Origin of the sequence: Burkholderia sp. SIMBA_051 (assembly GCF_046534915.1) — a bacterium.
Classification (GTDB): domain Bacteria; phylum Pseudomonadota; class Gammaproteobacteria; order Burkholderiales; family Burkholderiaceae; genus Burkholderia; species Burkholderia ambifaria.
This window is the reverse complement of the sequence record NZ_JAWRXS010000001.1, coordinates 626,564-645,361: the sequence shown is the minus strand read 5'-3', so window position 1 is coordinate 645,361 and position 18,798 is coordinate 626,564. Positions and strand designations below refer to the sequence as shown.

Below are 18,798 nucleotides of genomic sequence, written 5' to 3'. Positions count from 1 at the left end.
GCGATCATGTTTCGGCCACCGCATCGTGCCTCGTTGCGCGCGCATCGAGCAGTGCGCGCAGCGTGACGTAGTGCGCGCCGTTCGCGTTGCCTTCCGAATCCGCGGTGCGATCGTACGGCTCGTTGTCGTGGATCGTCGCGCGCACGATCGGATAGATCTGCGTTTCCCAGCGGGTGCCGTTGAACACCCCGTAGTGGCCCGCGCCCGTCTGCACGTGGTGCGTCTTGAGATATGGCGGCAACCCCGAACACAGCTCCTGCGCGGCCATCGTCTGGCCGACTGCGCAGATATCGTCCTTCTCGCCTTCGATCGTCAGCAGCGCGGTGCGATGAATCGCCGCCGGTTCGACGAGCCTGTCGCCGACCGTCAACTCGCCGCGCGCGAGCGCATATTGCTGGAACACCTTCTCGACCGTTTCCAGATAGAACTCCGCGGTGAGATCGGCCGTTGCGAAGTATTCGTCGTAGAAGTGCCGCAGCGTGTCGGCTTTCGCGGGGTCGCCTTTCGCGCGCTCGTAATACAGATCGGCAAACGACGCCGCATGCCGGTCGGGATTCATCGACATGAAGGCGCCGACCTGCACGAAGCCCGGATACACGCACCGCTGCGCGCCGACGAAGCCGGCCGGCACGACGCTGATCAGGTTCCGCGCGAACCATTCGATCGACTGGCTCGTGGCGAGCGCGTTGACCTTCGTCGGATTCACGCGGCAGTCGATCGGGCCCGCCATCAATGTCAGGCTCGCGGGCTGCGCCGGATCGCCGCCGGCCGCCATCAGCGCGACCGCCGCGAGCGCGGCGACGGTCGGCTGGCAGATCGCGAGCACATGTGCGTCGGGGCCGATCTGGCGAATGAAGTCGATCACGTGCACGACGTATTCGTCGAAGCCGAACCGTCCGGCCGTCAGCGGGATGTCGCGCGGGTTGTGCCAGTCGGTGATGTACACGTCGTGGTCGGCCAGCATCGTGTGCACCGTGCCGCGCAACAGCGTCGCGAAATGCCCGGACATCGGCGCGACGATCAGCACGCGCGGCTGGGGTGCGACCGGCCGCGCCTTGCGGAAATGCAGCAGCGTGCCGAACGGGGTGGCCGCGGCAGCCTCCTCGACGATCGGTACCGTTTCCCCGTCGACGACGATCGACCGGATGCCGAACGGTGGACGCCGATGCGAGAACGCGCAGCATTCGAGTAGTTCGCACAGTGCGTCGAGCGTGCGGCCCGTCGGCGTGGTGGTGGACGGCGGCCACAGCGCCATCGTCGCGCGTGCAGTGGCCGCCCATGCGCGCGCCGGGCGCAGGCATTCGGCAGACCATTGATAGAACGGATAGGCAAGCAGGTTCATGACCGTCGCTCGTTGCGCTGCATTGCATCAAACAAGGCAAGCCGTGTGCCAGCGCGCGGCTGGCACGCGCGTTGCACGCAGTTCGTGAGTGCGGCGGCGCAGGTGGCACGCGATGACGGACGGCCGAAGGCGATGCGTTGCCGCGCCGGTCTGGCGTGTGGCCCGTACCACGATACGGTGCGACGCTGCGCCGGTTCGGCGAATGCGCCGCACGGGTATGGTGCGGATGACGCCGTGCAGCGTCCGTTTTCGGTGCAGGGGCACGAACGGCATTGGGTAGGGGAGCGACATGGAATCCACCGGAAAGACGACGCTGACCATCAGCAGCCGCAATTACTCGTCGTGGTCGATGCGCGGCTGGCTGCTCGCGAAGCTGAGCGGGCTCGCGTTCGACACGGTCAGCGTGCCGATCGACGCCGCGTCGCGGGCGGAATTGCTGCTGCTGTCGCCGTCGATTCTCGTGCCGTGCCTGACGCACGACGGCAATGCGGTGTGGGATACGCTCGCGATCGCCGAATACCTGAACGAAATCCGGCCGCAAGCGCGGCTGCTGTCTGAAGACCGGCATGCGCGCGCGCATTGCCGGTCGATCTGCGGCGAGATGCATTCCGGTTTCAGCGCGCTGCGATCCGCGTTGCCGATGAACCTGCGTGCGCATTTCCCCGGCTTCCGGATCTGGTCGCGTGCGCAGCACGACATCCAGCGGATCGTGACGATCTGGCGCGAGTGTCTGGCCGCGTACGGCGGCCCCTGGCTGTTCGGCGCGGAGATCGGCATCGCCGACGCGATGTATGCACCGGTCGTCACGCGCTTCCTGACCTATGACGTGAAGCTGGAGCCGGATATCGCCGAGTACTGCATGCAGGTGCTCGCGCATCCGTTCGTGGCGGAGTGGATCGACGCGGCGAAGGCGGAGCAGGAAGACATCGACGAACTCGACATGGAGTTTTGACGCGCGGGATCGCATTGCGCTTTCAATTGCACTACGCGCGCACGCACACGCATCGAAGTGAACAATCGAAGTGAACATTGCGAAACAGCCGCGCAACCCGCAAACGTTTCACGTTGATTTCGCGCAAAAGCGAGTGCGAACTCGCTAAAGGATGTTGCGCCCGATGACGTAAACGAGTCACGGGGATGACTCGCGATCGCATGCTTCCGACAGGCGACGCGCAGTCCGCAACATTCAGCGCAGCAGGGGGATCGACGTGAATCGTCAGCAATCGTGGACGCGTACAGCGGCGCCCGGAGAAATCATTTACTCGGAGGGCTTCGCCGGCGAGCCCGTCATCTTTCTGATCGCCGACGGCAAGGTCGAGCTGTCGACGCGCTGCGAAGACAAGCGCGTCGTCGTCGCGACGCTCGGGCGCGGCGAGTTCTTCGGCGAATCGGCGCTGCTCGCGGCCGAACCTCGCGCGCATACCGCGAAAGCGCTGTCGTTCTGTCAGCTCACGGTCGTGCCGGCCGCGGTGCTCGACGAAGAGATCGAGCACGTGTCCGCGCTGCTTCGTCATGTCGTGCGCACGATGATCCGGCGCGTGAAGCGCAAGGACGACCAACTCGCGACCTATACGCACGCCGACTTCATGCCGGGCGTGCTGTCGTATGCGCATGTACTGTCGCTGATGGCGGGCGCCGACACGCGCGGCTCCGACGACGCATGGTCGCGCCGGCCGATGCAGGCGCATGCGGCGGAAACGTCGGTGCCGCTCGCGGACGTGATCCGCCGCTGTCGCGCGATCGCCGGCCATTCGCGCCCGCACGTGCTCGCGATGCTGCACCGCATGGAGAAGCTCAATCTCGTCACGATCGAAGCCGCGCAGGCCGATCATGCCGGCGGCGCGACCGATTACGCGGGTTCGTCGGATGCGCGCCAGGTTGTCACGTTCGATGCGGCGCGCGTGATCGATCGCGCGCAGCAGGTCGCTGATCACGATCTCGACCTGTCGATCAACAGTGAGCTGGAGCTGATCGAGCTGGCCGACCTGGAGGCGCTGATCGGCGTCGACCGGAAGCTGCTGCTCAACAAGCTGTCGCACGGCGAAATCGCCGACGAGGTGTTCGCGTTCCGCAAGTCGAAGGTGCTCGGCTACGTCGAGCAGAAAGGCGTCGCGTATTTCTCGCGCCGCAGCCCGCGCGCCGGCGGCGACGTGCGCGCGCTCGAGGACATCGTGTGGATCGATCAGCGCACGCTGTTCGACGTGATCAGCGCATTCGACACGTACGATCTCGCGAAGCTGATCGCGAGCCTCGATGATCGCGCGGTGGCCGACAAGTTGTTCTCGGTGATGACGGAAGCGCGGCGCAACGAAGTGTCGTGGGTGATGCGTCGCGAGTTGAAGCTCGATCCGATCGAGATCGAGGAGATCGGACAGCGCGTGCTCGATGCCGTGCGTGTCGCCAAGGCGCCGGCGCCGTCCGCGCCCCTCGCTGCATCCGACGCGTAACACTCGACCCGACGGAGACGCATATGGACCTGTTGACCCTGGCCGGCGTGGTGCTCGGCGGCGCGGCCATCGTATTCGGCTTCGCGCTGGAAGGCGGCCACTTCTCGATGCTGTTCCAGTTCGAGGCGCTCGTCATCGTACTCGGCGGCACGCTCGGCGCGGTGATGATCCAGAACACGTGGGCACGCTTCTTCGATGCGGCGAAGCAGTTGCGGCTCGCGTTCGTGCGCGCGCAGGAAGTCGATCGCAAGCACCTGACCGACCTGCTGGAGTGGGGCGATCGCGCGAAGCTCGACGGCTTGCTCGCGTTCGAATCGATGGACGTGAGCGGTATTCATCCGTTCGCTCGGCGCGGGCTGGAACTGCTCGCGAACGGCGTATCGACCGCCGTGCTCGAGGACGCGCTGCACCGCGAGCTCGACGCGTACGAGCGCAGCCGGCTCGCGGCCGCGCGCGTGTGGCATCAGGCCGGCGGCTATGCGCCGACGTTCGGCATCCTCGGCTCGGTGCTCGGGCTGGTGCAGGTGACGAGCCACATTCTCGAACCGGCGCAGCTCGGGCTCGGCATCGCGGTTGCGTTCATCGCGACGCTCTACGGCCTCGCGTTCGCGAACCTCGTGTTCCTGCCGCTCTACGGCAAGCTGCGCGCGCAGATCGATAGCGAGCTGCGGTTTCGCAAGCTGTATCTCGACGGCTTGCTCGCGATCTCGCGCAAGGAGTCGCCGCATACGATCGAAACGCGGCTGACCGGCGACGTGCGCGGCCGCGCGGCGGAATCGCTCGCATGACGCACCGGGAGCTTCGACATGACGGCTCGAACTGACGGCATGCGTGCGGCTTCGGCTGCGGCCGACCGCGACGACGATGAAGCGGAAGGCACGCAGTCCGGACGCTGGCTGATTTCCTACGCGGATCTCATCACGACGCTGATGGTGCTGTTTCTCGCGCTGTACGTGCTGCAGCTCGCGAAATACAACGCGCTCGATGCGCGCTATCAGACGCTCGCGCGGCACGACGGAGGTGCGTCAAGCGTGACGGCGGCCGCACCTGCGACACCCGAGCGCGCGCCCGCATGGCTGACGTCGCTCGATGCGCTGAAGACGAACGGCCGCATCTCGCTCGTGCGCGCGCCGCACGGCATCGAGATCGGCATCGATGCGAAGATCCTGTTCAACGTCGGCGATGCGCGCCTGCTGCCCGACGCGACGCCGGTGCTGAGTGAGATCGCGCGCGCGTTGAGCGAGCATGCGACCGGCGACATACTCGTCGAGGGGCATACCGACAGCGCGCCGATCGCGAACGCGAAATACGAATCGAACTGGGAGCTGTCATCCGCGCGGGCGGGCAGCGTCGTGCGCTATCTGGCCGAGCGCGGCGTCGCGCCGCACCGGCTCGCGGCGATCGGGCGAGCCGACACGCAGCCGCTCGTCGCCGGCGACGATGCGCCCGCGCGGGCGCGCAACCGCCGCGTGACGATCTTCGTCGCGTATTGATCGCGCGACGCTCGACGGGCACGCCACGCCCGCCCGTCGACCACATATCGGATCCCGCATGACGGCCATGTGAAATCGGCGATGCGATTTCGCGCGTGCCTGCCGATAACCCAAGCTGGCTCAGACCGAGCGGTTATCGAGGGTTCCCCATGCATTTCTGGCGCAAGCTGTCCATTCAGAACAAGCTGATTCTCAGCATGACGAGTTGCCTGCTCGTGTTCGTCGCGATCTCGAGCGGGTTGAGCGTCCGCCTGATCGGTCACGCGGTGCGCGATCGCGTCGTCCGCGAAGAGTTGCCGACGGCCGTCAGCGGCATTCGCGCCGACGTGCAGCGGCAGATGGCCGGGCCGATCGCCGCGTCGCGCCTGCTCGCGCGCGATGCGTTCCTGCTGCAATGGGAAGCCGACGGCGAGCCGGACGCCGGCACGCGCAACTGGATCCAGCTAGCGAAGAACGTGAAGGATGAGCAGAAGGCGGCGTCCGTGCAGTGGGTGTCGGTGAAGAGCGGCAACTACTACAACGAAGGCGGCCTGCAGCGCAAGGTCACCGGCGAGGATCGGTGGCTGACGAACTTCCTCGCATCCGGCAAGGCCTTCGACGTGAACATGGATCGCGAAGTCACGCTCGGCGGCTACATGATGTTCATCAACAGCCGCGTGGAGCTCGACGGCGCGCCGATCGGCGCGGCCAGCATGAGCCTGTCCGTCGATGCGCTCGCGAAGGGCATCGCCGCGTACCGGATCGGCGACACCGGGTTCGCGTACCTCGTGCGGCCGGACGGCGCGTTCATGATGCATCGCGATACGTCGCTGATCGACGGCAAGCACTTCCTGAAGGACGAAGCGGGCCTACCCGGCGACGCGGCATCGACGCTGCTGGCCGGCAAACCGTATGCATACCTGAGCTACGACGGCGACGGCGGTGCGCGTTTCATCGCGACGTCGTTCATTCCGGAGCTGAATGCGTACGTGGTCGTCGAAGTGCCGCAGGCCGAACTGCTCGGGCCGGTCACGCGCGCGATTCGCAGCGCGGCGCTGGTCGCCGCGGTGGTGGGCCTCGGCGTCGCGCTGGTCGTGATCTGGCTGGTCGGGCGCGCGATCGCCGCGCCGATCCGCCGCGCGGCGACGCTGCTGTCGGAGATCGCGAGCGGCCAGGGCGACCTGACGCGCCGGATGACGGTCGAGAGCGACGACGAGATCGGCCAGTTGTCGGACGCGTTCAACCGCTTCGTGTCATCGTTGTCGACGCTCGTGCACCGGATTCGCGCGGCGTCCGCATCGATCGCGACCGGCTCCGCGCAGATCGCGTCGGGCAACGCGGATCTCAGTGAGCGCACCGAAGGGCAGTCGAGCAACCTCGAGCGCACGGCTTCGTCGATGGAGGAAATCACGGCGGTCGTGCGCAACAACACCGAAACCGCGACCACGGCCGCGAAGCTGATCACCGGCGCATCCGATACGGCGTCGCGCGGCGGGCAGGTCGTCGGCGAAGTCGTGTCGACGATGGAGCAGATCAGCGATGCGTCGCAACGGATCTCCGAGATCATCGTGATGATCGACAGCATCTCGTTCCAGACGAACATCCTCGCGCTGAACGCCGCGGTCGAGGCGGCCCGGGCCGGCGAGCAGGGGCGCGGGTTCGCGGTCGTCGCCGCGGAAGTGCGCAACCTCGCGCAGCGCAGCGCGCAGGCGGCGAAGGAGATCAAGGCGCTGATCGAGCACAGCGCGGGCACGGTGAACACCGGGTCGCGGCTCGTCAGCGAGGCCGGCAAGGTGATGCGCGATGTCGTGTCGCAGGTGCAGGGCGTCAGCGCGATGATGAGCGAGATCGCCGAGGCGAGCCTGGAGCAGAGCGCGGGCATCGACCAGATCGGCGACGCGGTGCAGTCGCTCGATCAGATGACGCAGCAGAATGCGGCGCTGGTCGAGGAAAGCGCGGCGGCCGCGGAAAGCCTGAAGCAACAGGCGGCGGAACTGACGCGACTGGTATCGGCGTTCAAGGTCGACGAGTGAAGCCTGCGCGACGTTAGAATGAAGCGTTTCTGAGGGACGGCTGCCGCGGGATGACGGCAGCCGTTTTCGCTGTCGGCGCGGGGTTCGGTAACGTCATAAAAAATGAAGCGCATATCAAGACTGAAGGTCGGGGCGGGGGTGGTGGTGGTCGCGGCGGTGCTCGCCGCGGTCGGGGCGAAGGTGATCGCATCGCCGGCGCAGTCGTATCTTGCCTATCGGAGCAAGGCCGCGGCGAGCCTGGCGGCGGCCCGGATCGAGGATCGGGCGGCCCTCGACAAGCAGTACACGGCCGACGTGAATGCACGGCTCGCGAAGCTGATCGGCACGGTCCGCGCGAGAGGGTTTGCCGCGAAGGCGGAGGGCACCGTGCAGAGTGTCGGCCCGGTCGACGGAATGCCGTCGGGGCCGGACGGGTTGTCCTTCAAGTCGGAGGACGGCAAGACGAATCTCGTCGTGACGACGGTTGCGCTGCTGAAGGCGTGGGCGAGTACCGCGGATGCGGGCATCAAGCCGACCGACGACGTCGCCGTGATGTTCGACAATGAAACGCTTTACACGAACGTGTTCGGCGACGACGCCGCGGCGTTTCGCTTCGCCGAAGTGCCCGTCAAGCGGCAGCCGGCCGACGGCGTCGTGAAGGCGTTGCTGCTGGGCGAAAGCCAGGACGGCGTGCCGGACGGGCCGAACACGCTGGCCGTGTCGGTGCGGCAGGGCCAACGGGTGTACATCCTGTGGAAGAGCGTGACGCTGCGCCCGATCGCGGCATGCAGTGCGGCGCGCGTGCCCGAGGATGCGCGGCAGGCGTGTTTCGCCAAACAGATGGCGTCCCAGCGGATTTACCCGCGGCTGATCGCGCAGGCGCAATCGATGGCGGATGCGGTGGCTCGATAGTGGACGGCAGCGACGGGCAGCGGGAAACGGCAACGACACGCCCGCGTCGCCGCCCGTCGGGATGCCGTCGGACGATGGCGCTCAAGGCGAGCGCAACGCCTGCAACCCCAGCGCGAGCGCGTTGAACGGCATCTCCGCGGCGCCCATCGAAAAGCTCGTCGCGTTCGCGCTCGCTCCCGGCATATGCATCAGCGCGTGAACGATCCGCTCGCTCGCGTGGCCGTCGCCATACGGATTGCTCGCGCGCGCCATTTCCTCATACGCGCTCTCGCTGTCGAACAGCCGCGACGCCTCCCAGATGATCCGTTCCTGATCCGTGCCGACGAGCCGCGCGGTGCCGGCCTGGATCGCTTCGGGGCGCTCGGTCGTCTCGCGCGTGACGAGCACCGGCTTGCCGAGCGCCGGCCCTTCCTCCTGGATGCCGCCAGAATCCGTGATGATGAAATGCGCGCGTGACATCAGGAATACGAACGAAAGATATTCCTGCGGATCGATCAGGTAAATGTTCGGCACGTCGCCGAGCAGCGCGCGCGCCGGCTCGCGCACGTTCGGATTCATGTGCAGAGGATAGACGAACTGCGCATCGCGATAGCGGTTCGCGAGCGCGCCGAGCGCGTTGCAGAAATGCCGGAACGGCTCGCCGAAGCTCTCGCGGCGATGGCCGGTGATCAGCACGACGCGACGCGACGGCTCGAGAAACGGAAAGTGCGCGGCGACGGTATCGTTGAGCTCGGCATTGTGATCGAGCATCCGTTTGACGTCGTGCAGCGCATCGATCACGGTGTTGCCGGTCATCACGACCGCACCCACCGGGATGCCTTCGCTGAACAGGTTGTCGCGCGCCTGGCCGGTCGGCGCGAAATGCCATGACGACACAGCGTCGGTCACGCGGCGATTCAGTTCCTCGGGCCACGGCGACCAGATGTCGCCGCTGCGCAAACCGGCTTCCACGTGTCCGACCGGCAGATAGCGATAGAACGCGGCGAGACTCACGGCCAGCGTCGTCGTCGTATCGCCGTGCACCAGGACGACGTCGGGATGGAAATCCTCGAAAACGACGCCGATCGCCTGCAGGATGCCGGTCGTCACGTCGGTCAGCGTCTGGCTCTGACGCATCAGATTGAGATCGTAGTCGGGCTTGATGCCGAACAACGTGAGGACCTGATCCAGCATTTCCCGATGCTGGGCGGTGACGCATACCCGGGCGTCGACATCCCTGCGCGCCTTGAGTGCGCGCACGAGCGGCGCCATCTTGATGGCTTCCGGCCGAGTCCCGAACACAAGCAAGATCTTTTTCATCGTTATCCTCGTTGAGCTTCTTCGCACCGTACGACACGGTACCTGGCGCCAAGCAGGGTGGCTGGCGAACCGTCCCGTGCCCGCACGCGGTCGCGCCGACCGGCGCCGGCCGCGCGACATGCGGCGGCGGTGCGGGCGAGCGCGCCGCTTCTATCCGCGCGGTCTGCGCCACGCAATCGTCGGACTACGCCCGTTACCTTGGATCTCGTCGATCACGTCATGAGCGTTCCTCGCTGTATCGATCGCCACGTCTTCCGTCACACCTTTCGCACTGCCACGCGATGGCGCACCCGGTGGGTGTCCCTGCGTTCGATACAGCAATATTCAAACCAGCCGCCCTCCGGAATGGTCCGGATCGCGGAGCCCGCGCGGTTCGTCAAGGAACGTTTCACAACTGCTACGGACGCCCCATCGGCGGGCGGTCGCGACGCAGATAAACGGGCGGCCGCGCGCGCGATCGGCCCGCTCGCATCATTCGGCGAACAGCGATGGGGGTCGTGCATCGGTGGGTGGTCGAACGTCATGCATCCTTCGAAGCGCATTGAATCGCTTCGATCTGCGAATTTTGTCTGGGCAATGAACGCGGCGTCATCGCGCATCCGATTCCGGTCGCGCACGCGTGATTTCGTCGCCGTGGTGCGGCGCCGGCGTCGTCCGGGCTGACAAGCTCGAAATGTTGCGCATCTGTAACGCGCGGCCGGAATGACGCGGCCGCATCCGTGTCGCGCCCATCAGTGGCGCACCGCGGCGGGCGCCGCGCACGCTTGCCGCCCACGGCGCATGTCACGGCGATTCGCGATCGGTTACGTTCGTGAGCCGCGTCGCGCAAGGCGACACGCACGTGAAGAGCAGACGATTCGCCGCCGGATGCGTACGCGGCGCGAGTCCGGGCCGCGCGTATCGCGGAAAAGCTGATTCGCAGATGAATCAAAAACTCCGCCCGCGGCCCCGACCGCGCGTGCCGCTTGCTGGCTAGCCCTTGCCGCACGCGGCACGGCGGCCGATGGCTCGCCGCTTGCTTGTTCTGGCCGGACAGGCGCGTTCCGACGTGTTGCTACGACAGCGGACGGACGGAGCGCCACAGCAGCGAATCCGGAAAGCGGCACACCACGCTCGTCCTGCGCGGAAGAAGGCCGCGCATGCGCGACGAACGTGCAGCCGCTTCCCATTGACATCCGCGCGACTCACGGCCCGGGCTCCAACGCTCGGCGGCCGCCGTCGCCGGCACGGGGGCAGGACATGAAGAACCGTCGGTCGGTGTCGCTCTGCATCGAAGGCATTCTGCTGTTGATCGTGCTGGCCTGCTCGCTGGCCGTGCGCGACACCGCCACGCGGCCGGCGGCCGCAGCGGTGCGCGTCGGCATGTCGGTGGCCGATGCGGCCGGGCACAGCGTGCGCGATGCCGCGCCGCTCGCGGTGCGCGAGTCGACCGATGCGAACGCGCTGCTCCAAACGGCGCGGGCCGACGACGCGCGAATCACGTTCGATCCCGACACGCTGCTGATGCCGGGCGTCGCGTACCTGTGGCTGTTCACGCTGCTGACCTGCGTCTACGCCGCGCGGCATTACGTATTCAGTCTCGACCGCCTGTTCAAGCCGCAGCACGCGCCTTATCAGACGATTACCCACGGCGAATGGCCGCGCCTCACGGTGTTCGTCGCCGCGCACAACGAGGAGGCCGTCGTCGTCGATTGCCTGATGGCGTTGCTCGCGACGACCTATCCGCGCGACCGGCTCACGATCATTCCGGTCAACGACCGTTCGACCGACAACACGCGTGCGCTGATCGACGAGGTGCAGGCGCTGGCGCCCGATCTCGTCAAGCCGTTTCACCGCGAGAGCGGCAAGCCGGGCAAGGCCGCCGCGCTGAAGGATGCGCTGCGTTTCATCCGCGGCGACATCATGGTGGTGTTCGATGCCGACTACCTGCCGCGCCCCGGGCTGTTGAAGGAACTCGTCGCGCCGTTCTTCGATCCGGAAGTCGGCGCGGTGATGGGCCGCGTCGTGCCGCAGAACGCCGACAGCAACCTGCTCGCAAGGTTGCTCGATCTCGAGCGCGCGGGCGGCTACCAGGTCAACCAGCAAGCGCGCAACAACCTGAACCTGGTGCCGCAATACGGCGGCACCGTCGGCGGAATCCGCAAGAGCGCGCTCGATGCGGTCGGCGGCTGGTGCGACGACACGCTCGCCGAGGATACCGACATGACCTATCGCCTGCTGTTGAGCGACTGGCGCACGGTCTATCTGAATCACGCCGAATGCTATGAGGAAGTGCCCGAGCGCTGGGCGGTGCGTGCGCGCCAACTGACGCGCTGGGCGAAGGGCCATAACCAGACGCTGCTGCGCTATCTCGGCCCGGTGTTGCGCAATCCGCTGCTCTCGCGGCGCTGCCGGCTCGACGGCGCGCTGCTGCTCGGCGTGTTCCTGATGCCCGCGCTGCTCGCGATCGCATGGGCGACCGCGATCACGCTCTATCTGCTCAACGGCGTCAACTCGACGGCGCTCGGCCTGCTCGTGTCGCTGTTCGCGCTGTTCGGCTTCAGCACCTTCGGCAATTTCGGCGTGTTCTTCGAGATCGTCGTCGCTGCCCGGCTCGACGGTCGCGCGACCCGCCTGCGGCTCGTGCCCGTCAACGTGGTCGGCTTTTGCGTGACGATTGCGGCGGTGGTGTCCGCGCTGTGGGGGCTCGCGCTCGACATCGCGTTGCGCCGCGAACTGAAATGGGACAAGACCGAGCGCTTTCGCCGGCAACTGAAACCGGGGCGATGAACGATGACGACTTTCAATGTGATGGTGCCGGTGGCCGGGGTGCTCAGCCTGCCGTTCCTGCCGTTGCTGCATGAACTGATCCGGCGCAGCGACGTCGCGGCGCTGCCGATCGGCGACGGACCGTTCGTCGACCAGGCGCTGCTCGCCGCGCGCTGGCACGATGCGCTGCGCATGCACGCCGACGATGCGCCGCCGGCCGATCCGTCCGCCGCGCCGCCGTGGCACGCGCTGGGGCTGCTGGTGCGGCATGACGAAGAGATTCGCGTGTTGCGTCACGAGCATTGCGACGACGTGCTGTACGCGGATCGCGCGATCACGCTCGACGGCGGCGCGCGGGCCGCGTATGCGTTCGCCGAGCAGCGCATCGACATTCACGCGGGCGCGACGATCGGCATGCTCGCGCACGCATCGCACATCGACGTCGAAAGCGCGGTGCTGCGCGGCGTCGTGGTCGGCGGGACGATGTACCTGCACGGCGCGGGCGGCTTCGTGTGCCTGTACGGCGAGCCGATCGTGTTCGGCAAGGCCCCGGAGCTGCCGGCCGCCGATACGGCCGGCGCGCCGCGCCGCGCGGTCTCGCTGACGCGCCACTTCGCGAAGCTGCCGTATCGCTACGTGCATGGCCGCTACCTGCTGCCCTGCGATGTGCGTCTGCCCGCGCACACGGTCGTGCAGGGCAACCTCGTGGTGGACGGCACGCTGGTGCTCGGCGACGGCTGCGTGCTGCGTGGCAGTGTCAAGGCGCATCGCGTCGAGCTCGAACGCCACGCATTCCTGCACGGCGCGGTGTTCGCGCGGGACGACGTGCTGCTCGCGAGCGGCAGCTGCATCGATGGCGTCGTGTCCGCCGGCGGCCTGCTGCGCCTGACCGGCGGGCGCATCGGCGCCCCCGGACATCCTGTCAGCGCATGCGCACGCGACGTCTCGGTCATCGGTCATGCCTGCGTGCACGGCGACCTCGTCGCCTGCCGCAGCGGCTGGTTCCACGCATCCCGTTAAGGAGCGCCTTCTCATGTCCGATCGTTTTCGTCGTCGCGGCGCGCGCGCGCCGGTCGCCGCCCTGGCGGTGCTGTACGGCGTCGCCGTCGGCCCGCTGCCGGCGCTCGCGGCGCAGCCGGATGATGCCGGCGCGCCGCCGCCCGCGCAGTCGCCCGACGTTGCGGCACCCGTCGCTGCACCAGTCGCCTCGCCAGTTATCGTGCCGCGCACGCTCGACGCTCCCGTGTTCGTGCGCGTGACGCCAGAAGGCTTGCCGGATGGCATGTCGCTCGCCGAATTCACGCCCGAGGATACGAATCGGCCGCCGTTGCCCGACGCCGTGATCGCGCATGTGCAGGCGCCGAGCGAATCGCATGCCGAGATGTCGCTCGGCGTGTCCAGCGCGCACCTGACGCACGGCTATGGCAACTGGTACGGCGTGCATGTGCGCGGCATCTATCAGGACGGCGGCCGCACGATACTCGGCGAGCTGGCGCAACTGCACCGTTTCGGCGAGAACACGCAGCTCGGCTCGCTGACGTACGTGCAGGACATGGGACCGAACTGGTTCGGCGGCATCGGCTTTGCCGGCACCACGTCCGGGACGATCCTGCCGAGCATGCGCGTCGACCTGTCGATCAACCGCAAGCTGCTGCCGGACCGTTCGCTGATCGTGTCGCTGGGCGCCGGCTATGCACGCAACCGCAGCGGCCACAAGGATCAGCTGTATCACGCCGGCGTGATCTGGTACGCGCTGCCGAAGTGGATCTTCGAGGCGGGCGCGAACTATACGGTCGATTCGCCCGGGTCGGTGAAGGCGCCCCAGTACTACGGCGCCGTCACCTACGGCGAAGTCGGCAAGAGCGTGATCGTGCTGCGCGGCGGGTTCGGCCGCGAGGCGTATCAGATCACCGGTTCCGGCTCGCAGATCGCGGATTTCCGCAGTCACGAGCTTTCCGCGAAGTGGCGCTACTGGTTCACGCGCAAGTGGGGTACCCAACTCGAATTCGACTACTACCATAACCCCTACTATTCACGGATCGGCGGCGAGCTGAGCGTGTTCTATCGTTGGTAGCGGGGGCGGGCGCCATGCAGACGCATCCCGTCCGTCCTCCCGTCGACCGGTCGCTGCGGATCCACCCGCACCCGCAGCGCTGGCTGACGTCGATCGTGCTGCTGACACCGACGCTCTATGCGTTGCTGTGGCTGGGCCTGCCGCTGGCGTGGCGCTACTGGCGCGCGGTCCTCGCATGGGGCGCGCACGAGCTCGATCCGGCGCTCCACGTGATCGCGCTCGGCTATCCGCCCGACGCGCCGCGCGTGGCGCTGCTGTCGATCGACCTTGCCGCGCGGATGCCGAGCGCAACGCAGCTGGCCGTCACCGCCGCGATTTGCGCGATCGGCTTCGGCGCGTCGTTTTTCCGGCGGGCCAAGTGGCTGCCCGTTGCATATCTGTTACGTATCGCGAGCTTCACGCAGCTGCTGATCTGCGCGTATTTCTGGCTGGCGCCGGGTGCGTTTCCGTACGTGCCGATGCTGCATCTGCGCGACATGTTCGTGCTGCACGGCGCGGCGATCGCGGTGATTCCGCTGGTGATGGCGGCGCTTTACTACCCGCTCGATTTCTCGCTGCTGCAAAAGATCGTCGCGTCGGTGCTCGTGGTCGGCTATTTCGTGTTCGCGCTGCCGTTCGTGATGCTGCTGCACGCGGTCATCATCCATCACGGCTCGCTGCTGTTCTTGCCGTTCTGCTATTTCCTGCTTGGCGGCCCGCTGCTGATCGGCCTGCTGGTCACGCTCTACACCTACTGCGCGAGCTGGCCCGGCTCGCTGACGAATCCTTAGATGGTTCGCGCGGAGATAGCGCGCAAACGCCGCCGTATCAGTGATGAAACGATTCGGCCGCGTTTTCGGCCGGCCTGTCGGGAGCCCGGCGCACGAAGCGAGCGCGACCGGGGCTCTGGCGCCAATGGCACGTTGTTCGCTTCTTCTCCTTCGTCGCATCGATTCGTTTTCCCCGGAGAAGACGGCGCGGCAAGCCGGGGCCGATTCACCGTCCGGCTGCCGATGGCAGATGCCGTTCGATGCTCGACGAACCGGGCAGCCCCACACATCCACCGGGCAAGGTTGGTTGACCTGACGGCACGCGCAGCGCTGCCGCCGCGCGCCACTCATTCCTGAAGCGAGGAGCACACCATGTTGGCAAAGTCAGGCAAGTTCTTGCGGATTCTGTTTGCGTTGTTCGCGCTCGCGATCGCATTCAGTCCGGGCGTCGTCCGGGCGGCCACCAACCAGCTGCTGCTGCTGGTGCCCGACACGCTGACACTGCCGGATCCGCGCGTGTCCGCGTGGCTCGATACCGCGCAGGAAGAAGGGCTGCAGATCAAGGTGATGACCGACAGCCAGTTCATGGCCGCCGGCTCGACGCTGTCGCAGTATCCGGGCCTGATCCTGCCGGACCAGATTCATACGACGGCCGCCGACACGCTCGTGACGGCAATCCAGAACTATGCGCTCAATGGCGGCAAGGTGATGCTCGTCTATGATTTCGGCGTACTGAACGCCGCAGGCTTCTATGTGAGCCCGAAATCGCGCTTCAGCAGCATGGCCGGCGTCGACTACGTGCTGTATGACCAATACGGCGGCAACATGATCGGCCTCGGCACCGTGACCGGCATGAGCAGCTGGCTGCGCACGCTGCAGGTGCCTCCGGGCAAGTCGATGGCCTGGACGACGACTGCGTCGGGCACGACCGCCAGCCCCGCGACGTCGTTCGCGTCGACGAGCAACTCCGGCACGTCGACGACTTCGGCATCGACGGGGTCCACGTCCGGCAGCGCGCTGTTCCTGCCCGCAAGCCCGTCGAACCCGGGCGGCCTCGCGAACTACAACCACGGCGCGTGGTTCCAGTACTCGACGCCGCCCGCCGGCAGCGGTGTGCTGAGCCAGTCCCTCCCGAAGATCACGGGCGCCGTGACCGGCAAGCTGAAGAAGACCACTTCGTATAGCGCCGGCTCGCTGCTGAGCACCGCGACGGGTACGACCGCCAACACGCTGGCATCCACGCTGGCCACCACCACCGACACGCTCGAAGGGATCTCCGGCTACGTATACGGCTTCCTGAGCTATCCGAGCTTCGTCACGCAAGGCACGTACACCGGCACCACGATCCTGACCTCGCCGACGTTCGGGCTGGTATCGGGCTACAACACGTACGGCAACGGCGGCGTGCTGTTCGTCAACCTGCCGCTGGCCTACCTCGACGGTCAGACCGACGGGATGCTGATCCACGGCTACCTGCATTATTTCGGCATGAAGCTGCTGAACCTGCCGTCGCTGTCGCCGCTGCCGAAGGCGCAGGCCGGGCTCGTGTTCAACTGGCACTTCTGCGCAGGCGATCAGATCCAGCCGGCGCTTTACCTGAAGAGCCTCGGTGTGTGGAACAACGGGCCGTTCTCGCTCGTGGTGACGGCCGGCCCCGACGAAGCAGCCTTCGGCGACGGAGGCGGCATCAATCTCGCCAACAATCCGTCCGCGCAGAATCTCCTCAAGTACTTCCTGCTCAAGGGGCATCGCGTCGGCAGTCACGGCGGCTGGATCCACGACTACTGGGGCGCGAATGCAAGCGAGACGAACGCGAGCACGTTCACGCAGTACCTGGTGATGAACCATCAGGCCGTGCAGGCCGTGACCGCTCAGCCGGACGTCGAATACGCGGCGCCGGAAGGCAACACGCCGACCTGGTCGGTGAACTGGCTCCAGAGCAACGGCTTCAACGGGTACTACTTCACCGGCCACACCGGCTCGGCGCCGACCCGCGCGTATCGCAACGGCGCGATGCTGAACCCGGGCCTGTGGGCTTATCCGGTGATGCCGTTCGGCAAGTACGCGACGTTCGAGGAGTTTCAGCAGTTTGCGGTGCCGACGAGCGACGTGAACAACTGGTACGCGTCGCTGATGAACTTCGTCGTCGCGAATCGCACGAGCCGGCTGATCTATGCGCACCCGCTCGGCGCGTCGTCGTACACGTCGACGCTGTCCGCCATCTTCTCGCAGGCCAACTCGCTGAAGCTGACCGGGCAGTTCAGGTGGTACACGATGACCGACATCACGGTGTTCGACCGCGCACGCCTGAACGTCACGTGGTCGGCCACCGACACGGGCACCGGCTGGGCCTTCTCGGCCAGCCACCCGACGAGCCTCGCGAACATGACGTGGCTGCTGCCGAAGGCCAGCTTCGGGACGCCGATCATCACGCAAGGCATCGGCACCATCGGCATCACCGACTCGACGTACTGGCTCGTGACCGCGACCAGCGGCACCAGCCTCAAGTTCAGCAGCGTCAAGCTGCACTGAGTCGCACCGTCGACCTGTTCGCCGGACGCGACGCGGCCAACGCCGCGTTCGGCGACGAATGCGCAGCACTACCGCGCAGGAGCCCCACATCATGAACTGGCCCGCGCTTTTCCCCGCCGCACGCACGTGCGTGGCGGCCACCGTCAGGCTGTGCCATGCGTGGCGCGTTGCCTGCTGCGTCGCCGCGTGCTGCTCCGTGCTGCCCGCGGGCGCCGCCGAACTCCAGCTCAACGGGCTGTATCAGCGCCCGGACGGCGCGATCACCGTGCGGCTGAACGGGGCCGGCATCGATCCTTATTTTGCGGCGAAGGCGCTACTTGCCGCGGCCGATACGCGGATGGATGCCCGTCAGTCGGCGCTCGCGTGGATCGCATGGCTGTTGCCGCGCCAGCGCCCGGACGGCGGCTTCGACCGCTATTGCGTGAAGGACGGCCTGACGAACCGGTGCGCGGAAGCCGACGCGGACGACGCGATGATGGCGACCTGGATCGAGCTGCTCGCACGCTTCGCACCGCCTGACGGGATGCCGGCCGCGTGGGAGCTCAGCCTGAACCGCGCGGGCGCGCACCTGGACGCGCTGCTCGACAAGACGACCGGCGTCTATCAGATCTCGTCGTCGCTGCATGTCGCGCTGCTGATGGACAACGTCGAGGTGCACAGTGCGTTCCAGGCGTTCGCCGCGTATTACATGCGCCGCGGCGACGCCGCGCGTGCGGCGCCGTGGAGCCAGCGCGCCGACCGGCTGTCGTCGGCGATCGTGAAGGTGTTCTGGCGCGGCACGCAATCCGGCTTTCGCGCGAGCACGCAGAAGATCAGCGACGCGAGCTTCTATCCGGCGAAAGTCGCGCAGATTTTCCCGATCCTGTCGGGCATCCAGGTGCCGGACCAGTCGAACGACCGGATCTATGCGCAGTGGATGCAGAAGTACGGCAAGACCTGGATGCAACTCGCCGGCTCCGATTTTCCGTGGGGGCTGATCGCGCTGGTCGCATACAAGATGAACGACTGGAACACCGTCGCCTGCTGGTATGCCCGCTCGGGCCCGTATCGTCACGGCCCGCACTGGAATGTACTGGAGGAGGCACTGTACCTGGCATTCGAAAACAGGATGACCGACCCGCTCGCGCCCGCCAAATGCGGGTTCACGACGGCGGAGGTCACGGTGACCGGATCGCGCTGATTGATACAACGGCGCACGGTTCGGCCCGCGG

General features: G+C 66.8%; 14 protein-coding genes. 12 read left to right on the top strand and 2 right to left on the bottom strand.

Annotation, left to right across the window (positions count from 1 at the left end):
- Positions 1-4: 4 nt before the first annotated feature.
- A complete protein-coding gene (locus SB771_RS02785; RefSeq protein WP_175659676.1) occupies positions 5-1,342 on the bottom strand; it encodes a polyhydroxyalkanoate depolymerase in 1,338 nt (445 codons plus the stop codon).
- A 289-nt stretch (positions 1,343-1,631) separates the two neighbouring features.
- On the opposite strand from SB771_RS02785, the gene SB771_RS02780 reads away from it, so the two are divergent.
- From SB771_RS02780 to SB771_RS02755, 6 genes are all read left to right on the top strand, one after another.
- Positions 1,632-2,294 carry a glutathione S-transferase family protein gene (locus tag SB771_RS02780; RefSeq protein WP_105830022.1) on the top strand — a complete coding sequence of 221 codons (663 nt, stop codon included), beginning with the start codon at positions 1,632-1,634 and terminating at the stop codon, positions 2,292-2,294.
- Positions 2,295-2,550: 256 nt separating this feature from the next.
- Positions 2,551-3,789, top strand: a complete 1,239-nt coding sequence (locus tag SB771_RS02775; RefSeq protein WP_175659675.1) for a Crp/Fnr family transcriptional regulator — start codon at positions 2,551-2,553, stop codon at positions 3,787-3,789.
- 23 nt (positions 3,790-3,812) lie between these two features.
- Positions 3,813-4,577, top strand: coding sequence for a flagellar motor protein (locus SB771_RS02770; protein ID WP_175659674.1), 765 nt, complete (start codon positions 3,813-3,815; stop codon positions 4,575-4,577).
- Between the two features lie 18 nt (positions 4,578-4,595).
- Positions 4,596-5,282, top strand: coding sequence for a flagellar motor protein MotB (locus SB771_RS02765; protein ID WP_175659673.1), 687 nt, complete (start codon positions 4,596-4,598; stop codon positions 5,280-5,282).
- 149 nt (positions 5,283-5,431) lie between these two features.
- Positions 5,432-7,294: a methyl-accepting chemotaxis protein gene (locus tag SB771_RS02760; protein WP_175659672.1), complete on the top strand. Its 1,863-nt coding sequence runs from the start codon at positions 5,432-5,434 to the stop codon at positions 7,292-7,294.
- Between the two features lie 102 nt (positions 7,295-7,396).
- On the top strand, positions 7,397-8,185 hold the full coding sequence (locus tag SB771_RS02755) for a hypothetical protein (protein WP_175659671.1): 789 nt from the start codon (positions 7,397-7,399) through the stop codon (positions 8,183-8,185).
- A gap of 81 nt (positions 8,186-8,266) precedes the next feature.
- On the opposite strand, the gene wecB is transcribed toward SB771_RS02755, so the two are convergent.
- Positions 8,267-9,484, bottom strand: a complete 1,218-nt coding sequence (gene wecB, locus SB771_RS02750) for a non-hydrolyzing UDP-N-acetylglucosamine 2-epimerase (RefSeq protein WP_011660387.1) — start codon at positions 9,482-9,484, stop codon at positions 8,267-8,269.
- Between the two features lie 1,239 nt (positions 9,485-10,723).
- Here wecB and SB771_RS02745 point away from each other — a divergent pair.
- The 6 genes from SB771_RS02745 (at position 10,724) to SB771_RS02720 (ending at position 18,767) form a co-directional block, all read left to right on the top strand.
- On the top strand, positions 10,724-12,253 hold the full coding sequence (locus SB771_RS02745) for a glycosyltransferase family 2 protein (RefSeq protein WP_175659670.1): 1,530 nt from the start codon (positions 10,724-10,726) through the stop codon (positions 12,251-12,253).
- Between the two features lie 3 nt (positions 12,254-12,256).
- Positions 12,257-13,252 carry a polymer-forming cytoskeletal protein gene (locus tag SB771_RS02740; RefSeq protein ID WP_011660390.1) on the top strand — a complete coding sequence of 332 codons (996 nt, stop codon included), beginning with the start codon at positions 12,257-12,259 and terminating at the stop codon, positions 13,250-13,252.
- A 13-nt stretch (positions 13,253-13,265) separates the two neighbouring features.
- On the top strand, positions 13,266-14,306 hold the full coding sequence (locus SB771_RS02735; RefSeq protein ID WP_175659669.1) for a YaiO family outer membrane beta-barrel protein: 1,041 nt from the start codon (positions 13,266-13,268) through the stop codon (positions 14,304-14,306).
- 14 nt (positions 14,307-14,320) lie between these two features.
- Entirely contained in the window at positions 14,321-15,076 is a 756-nt protein-coding gene (locus SB771_RS02730; RefSeq protein ID WP_175659668.1) for a hypothetical protein, read from the top strand.
- Between the two features lie 351 nt (positions 15,077-15,427).
- Positions 15,428-17,587, top strand: coding sequence for a polysaccharide deacetylase family protein (locus SB771_RS02725; RefSeq protein WP_175659667.1), 2,160 nt, complete (start codon positions 15,428-15,430; stop codon positions 17,585-17,587).
- Between the two features lie 91 nt (positions 17,588-17,678).
- Positions 17,679-18,767, top strand: coding sequence for a hypothetical protein (locus SB771_RS02720; RefSeq protein WP_175659666.1), 1,089 nt, complete (start codon positions 17,679-17,681; stop codon positions 18,765-18,767).
- Positions 18,768-18,798: the final 31 nt, after the last annotated feature.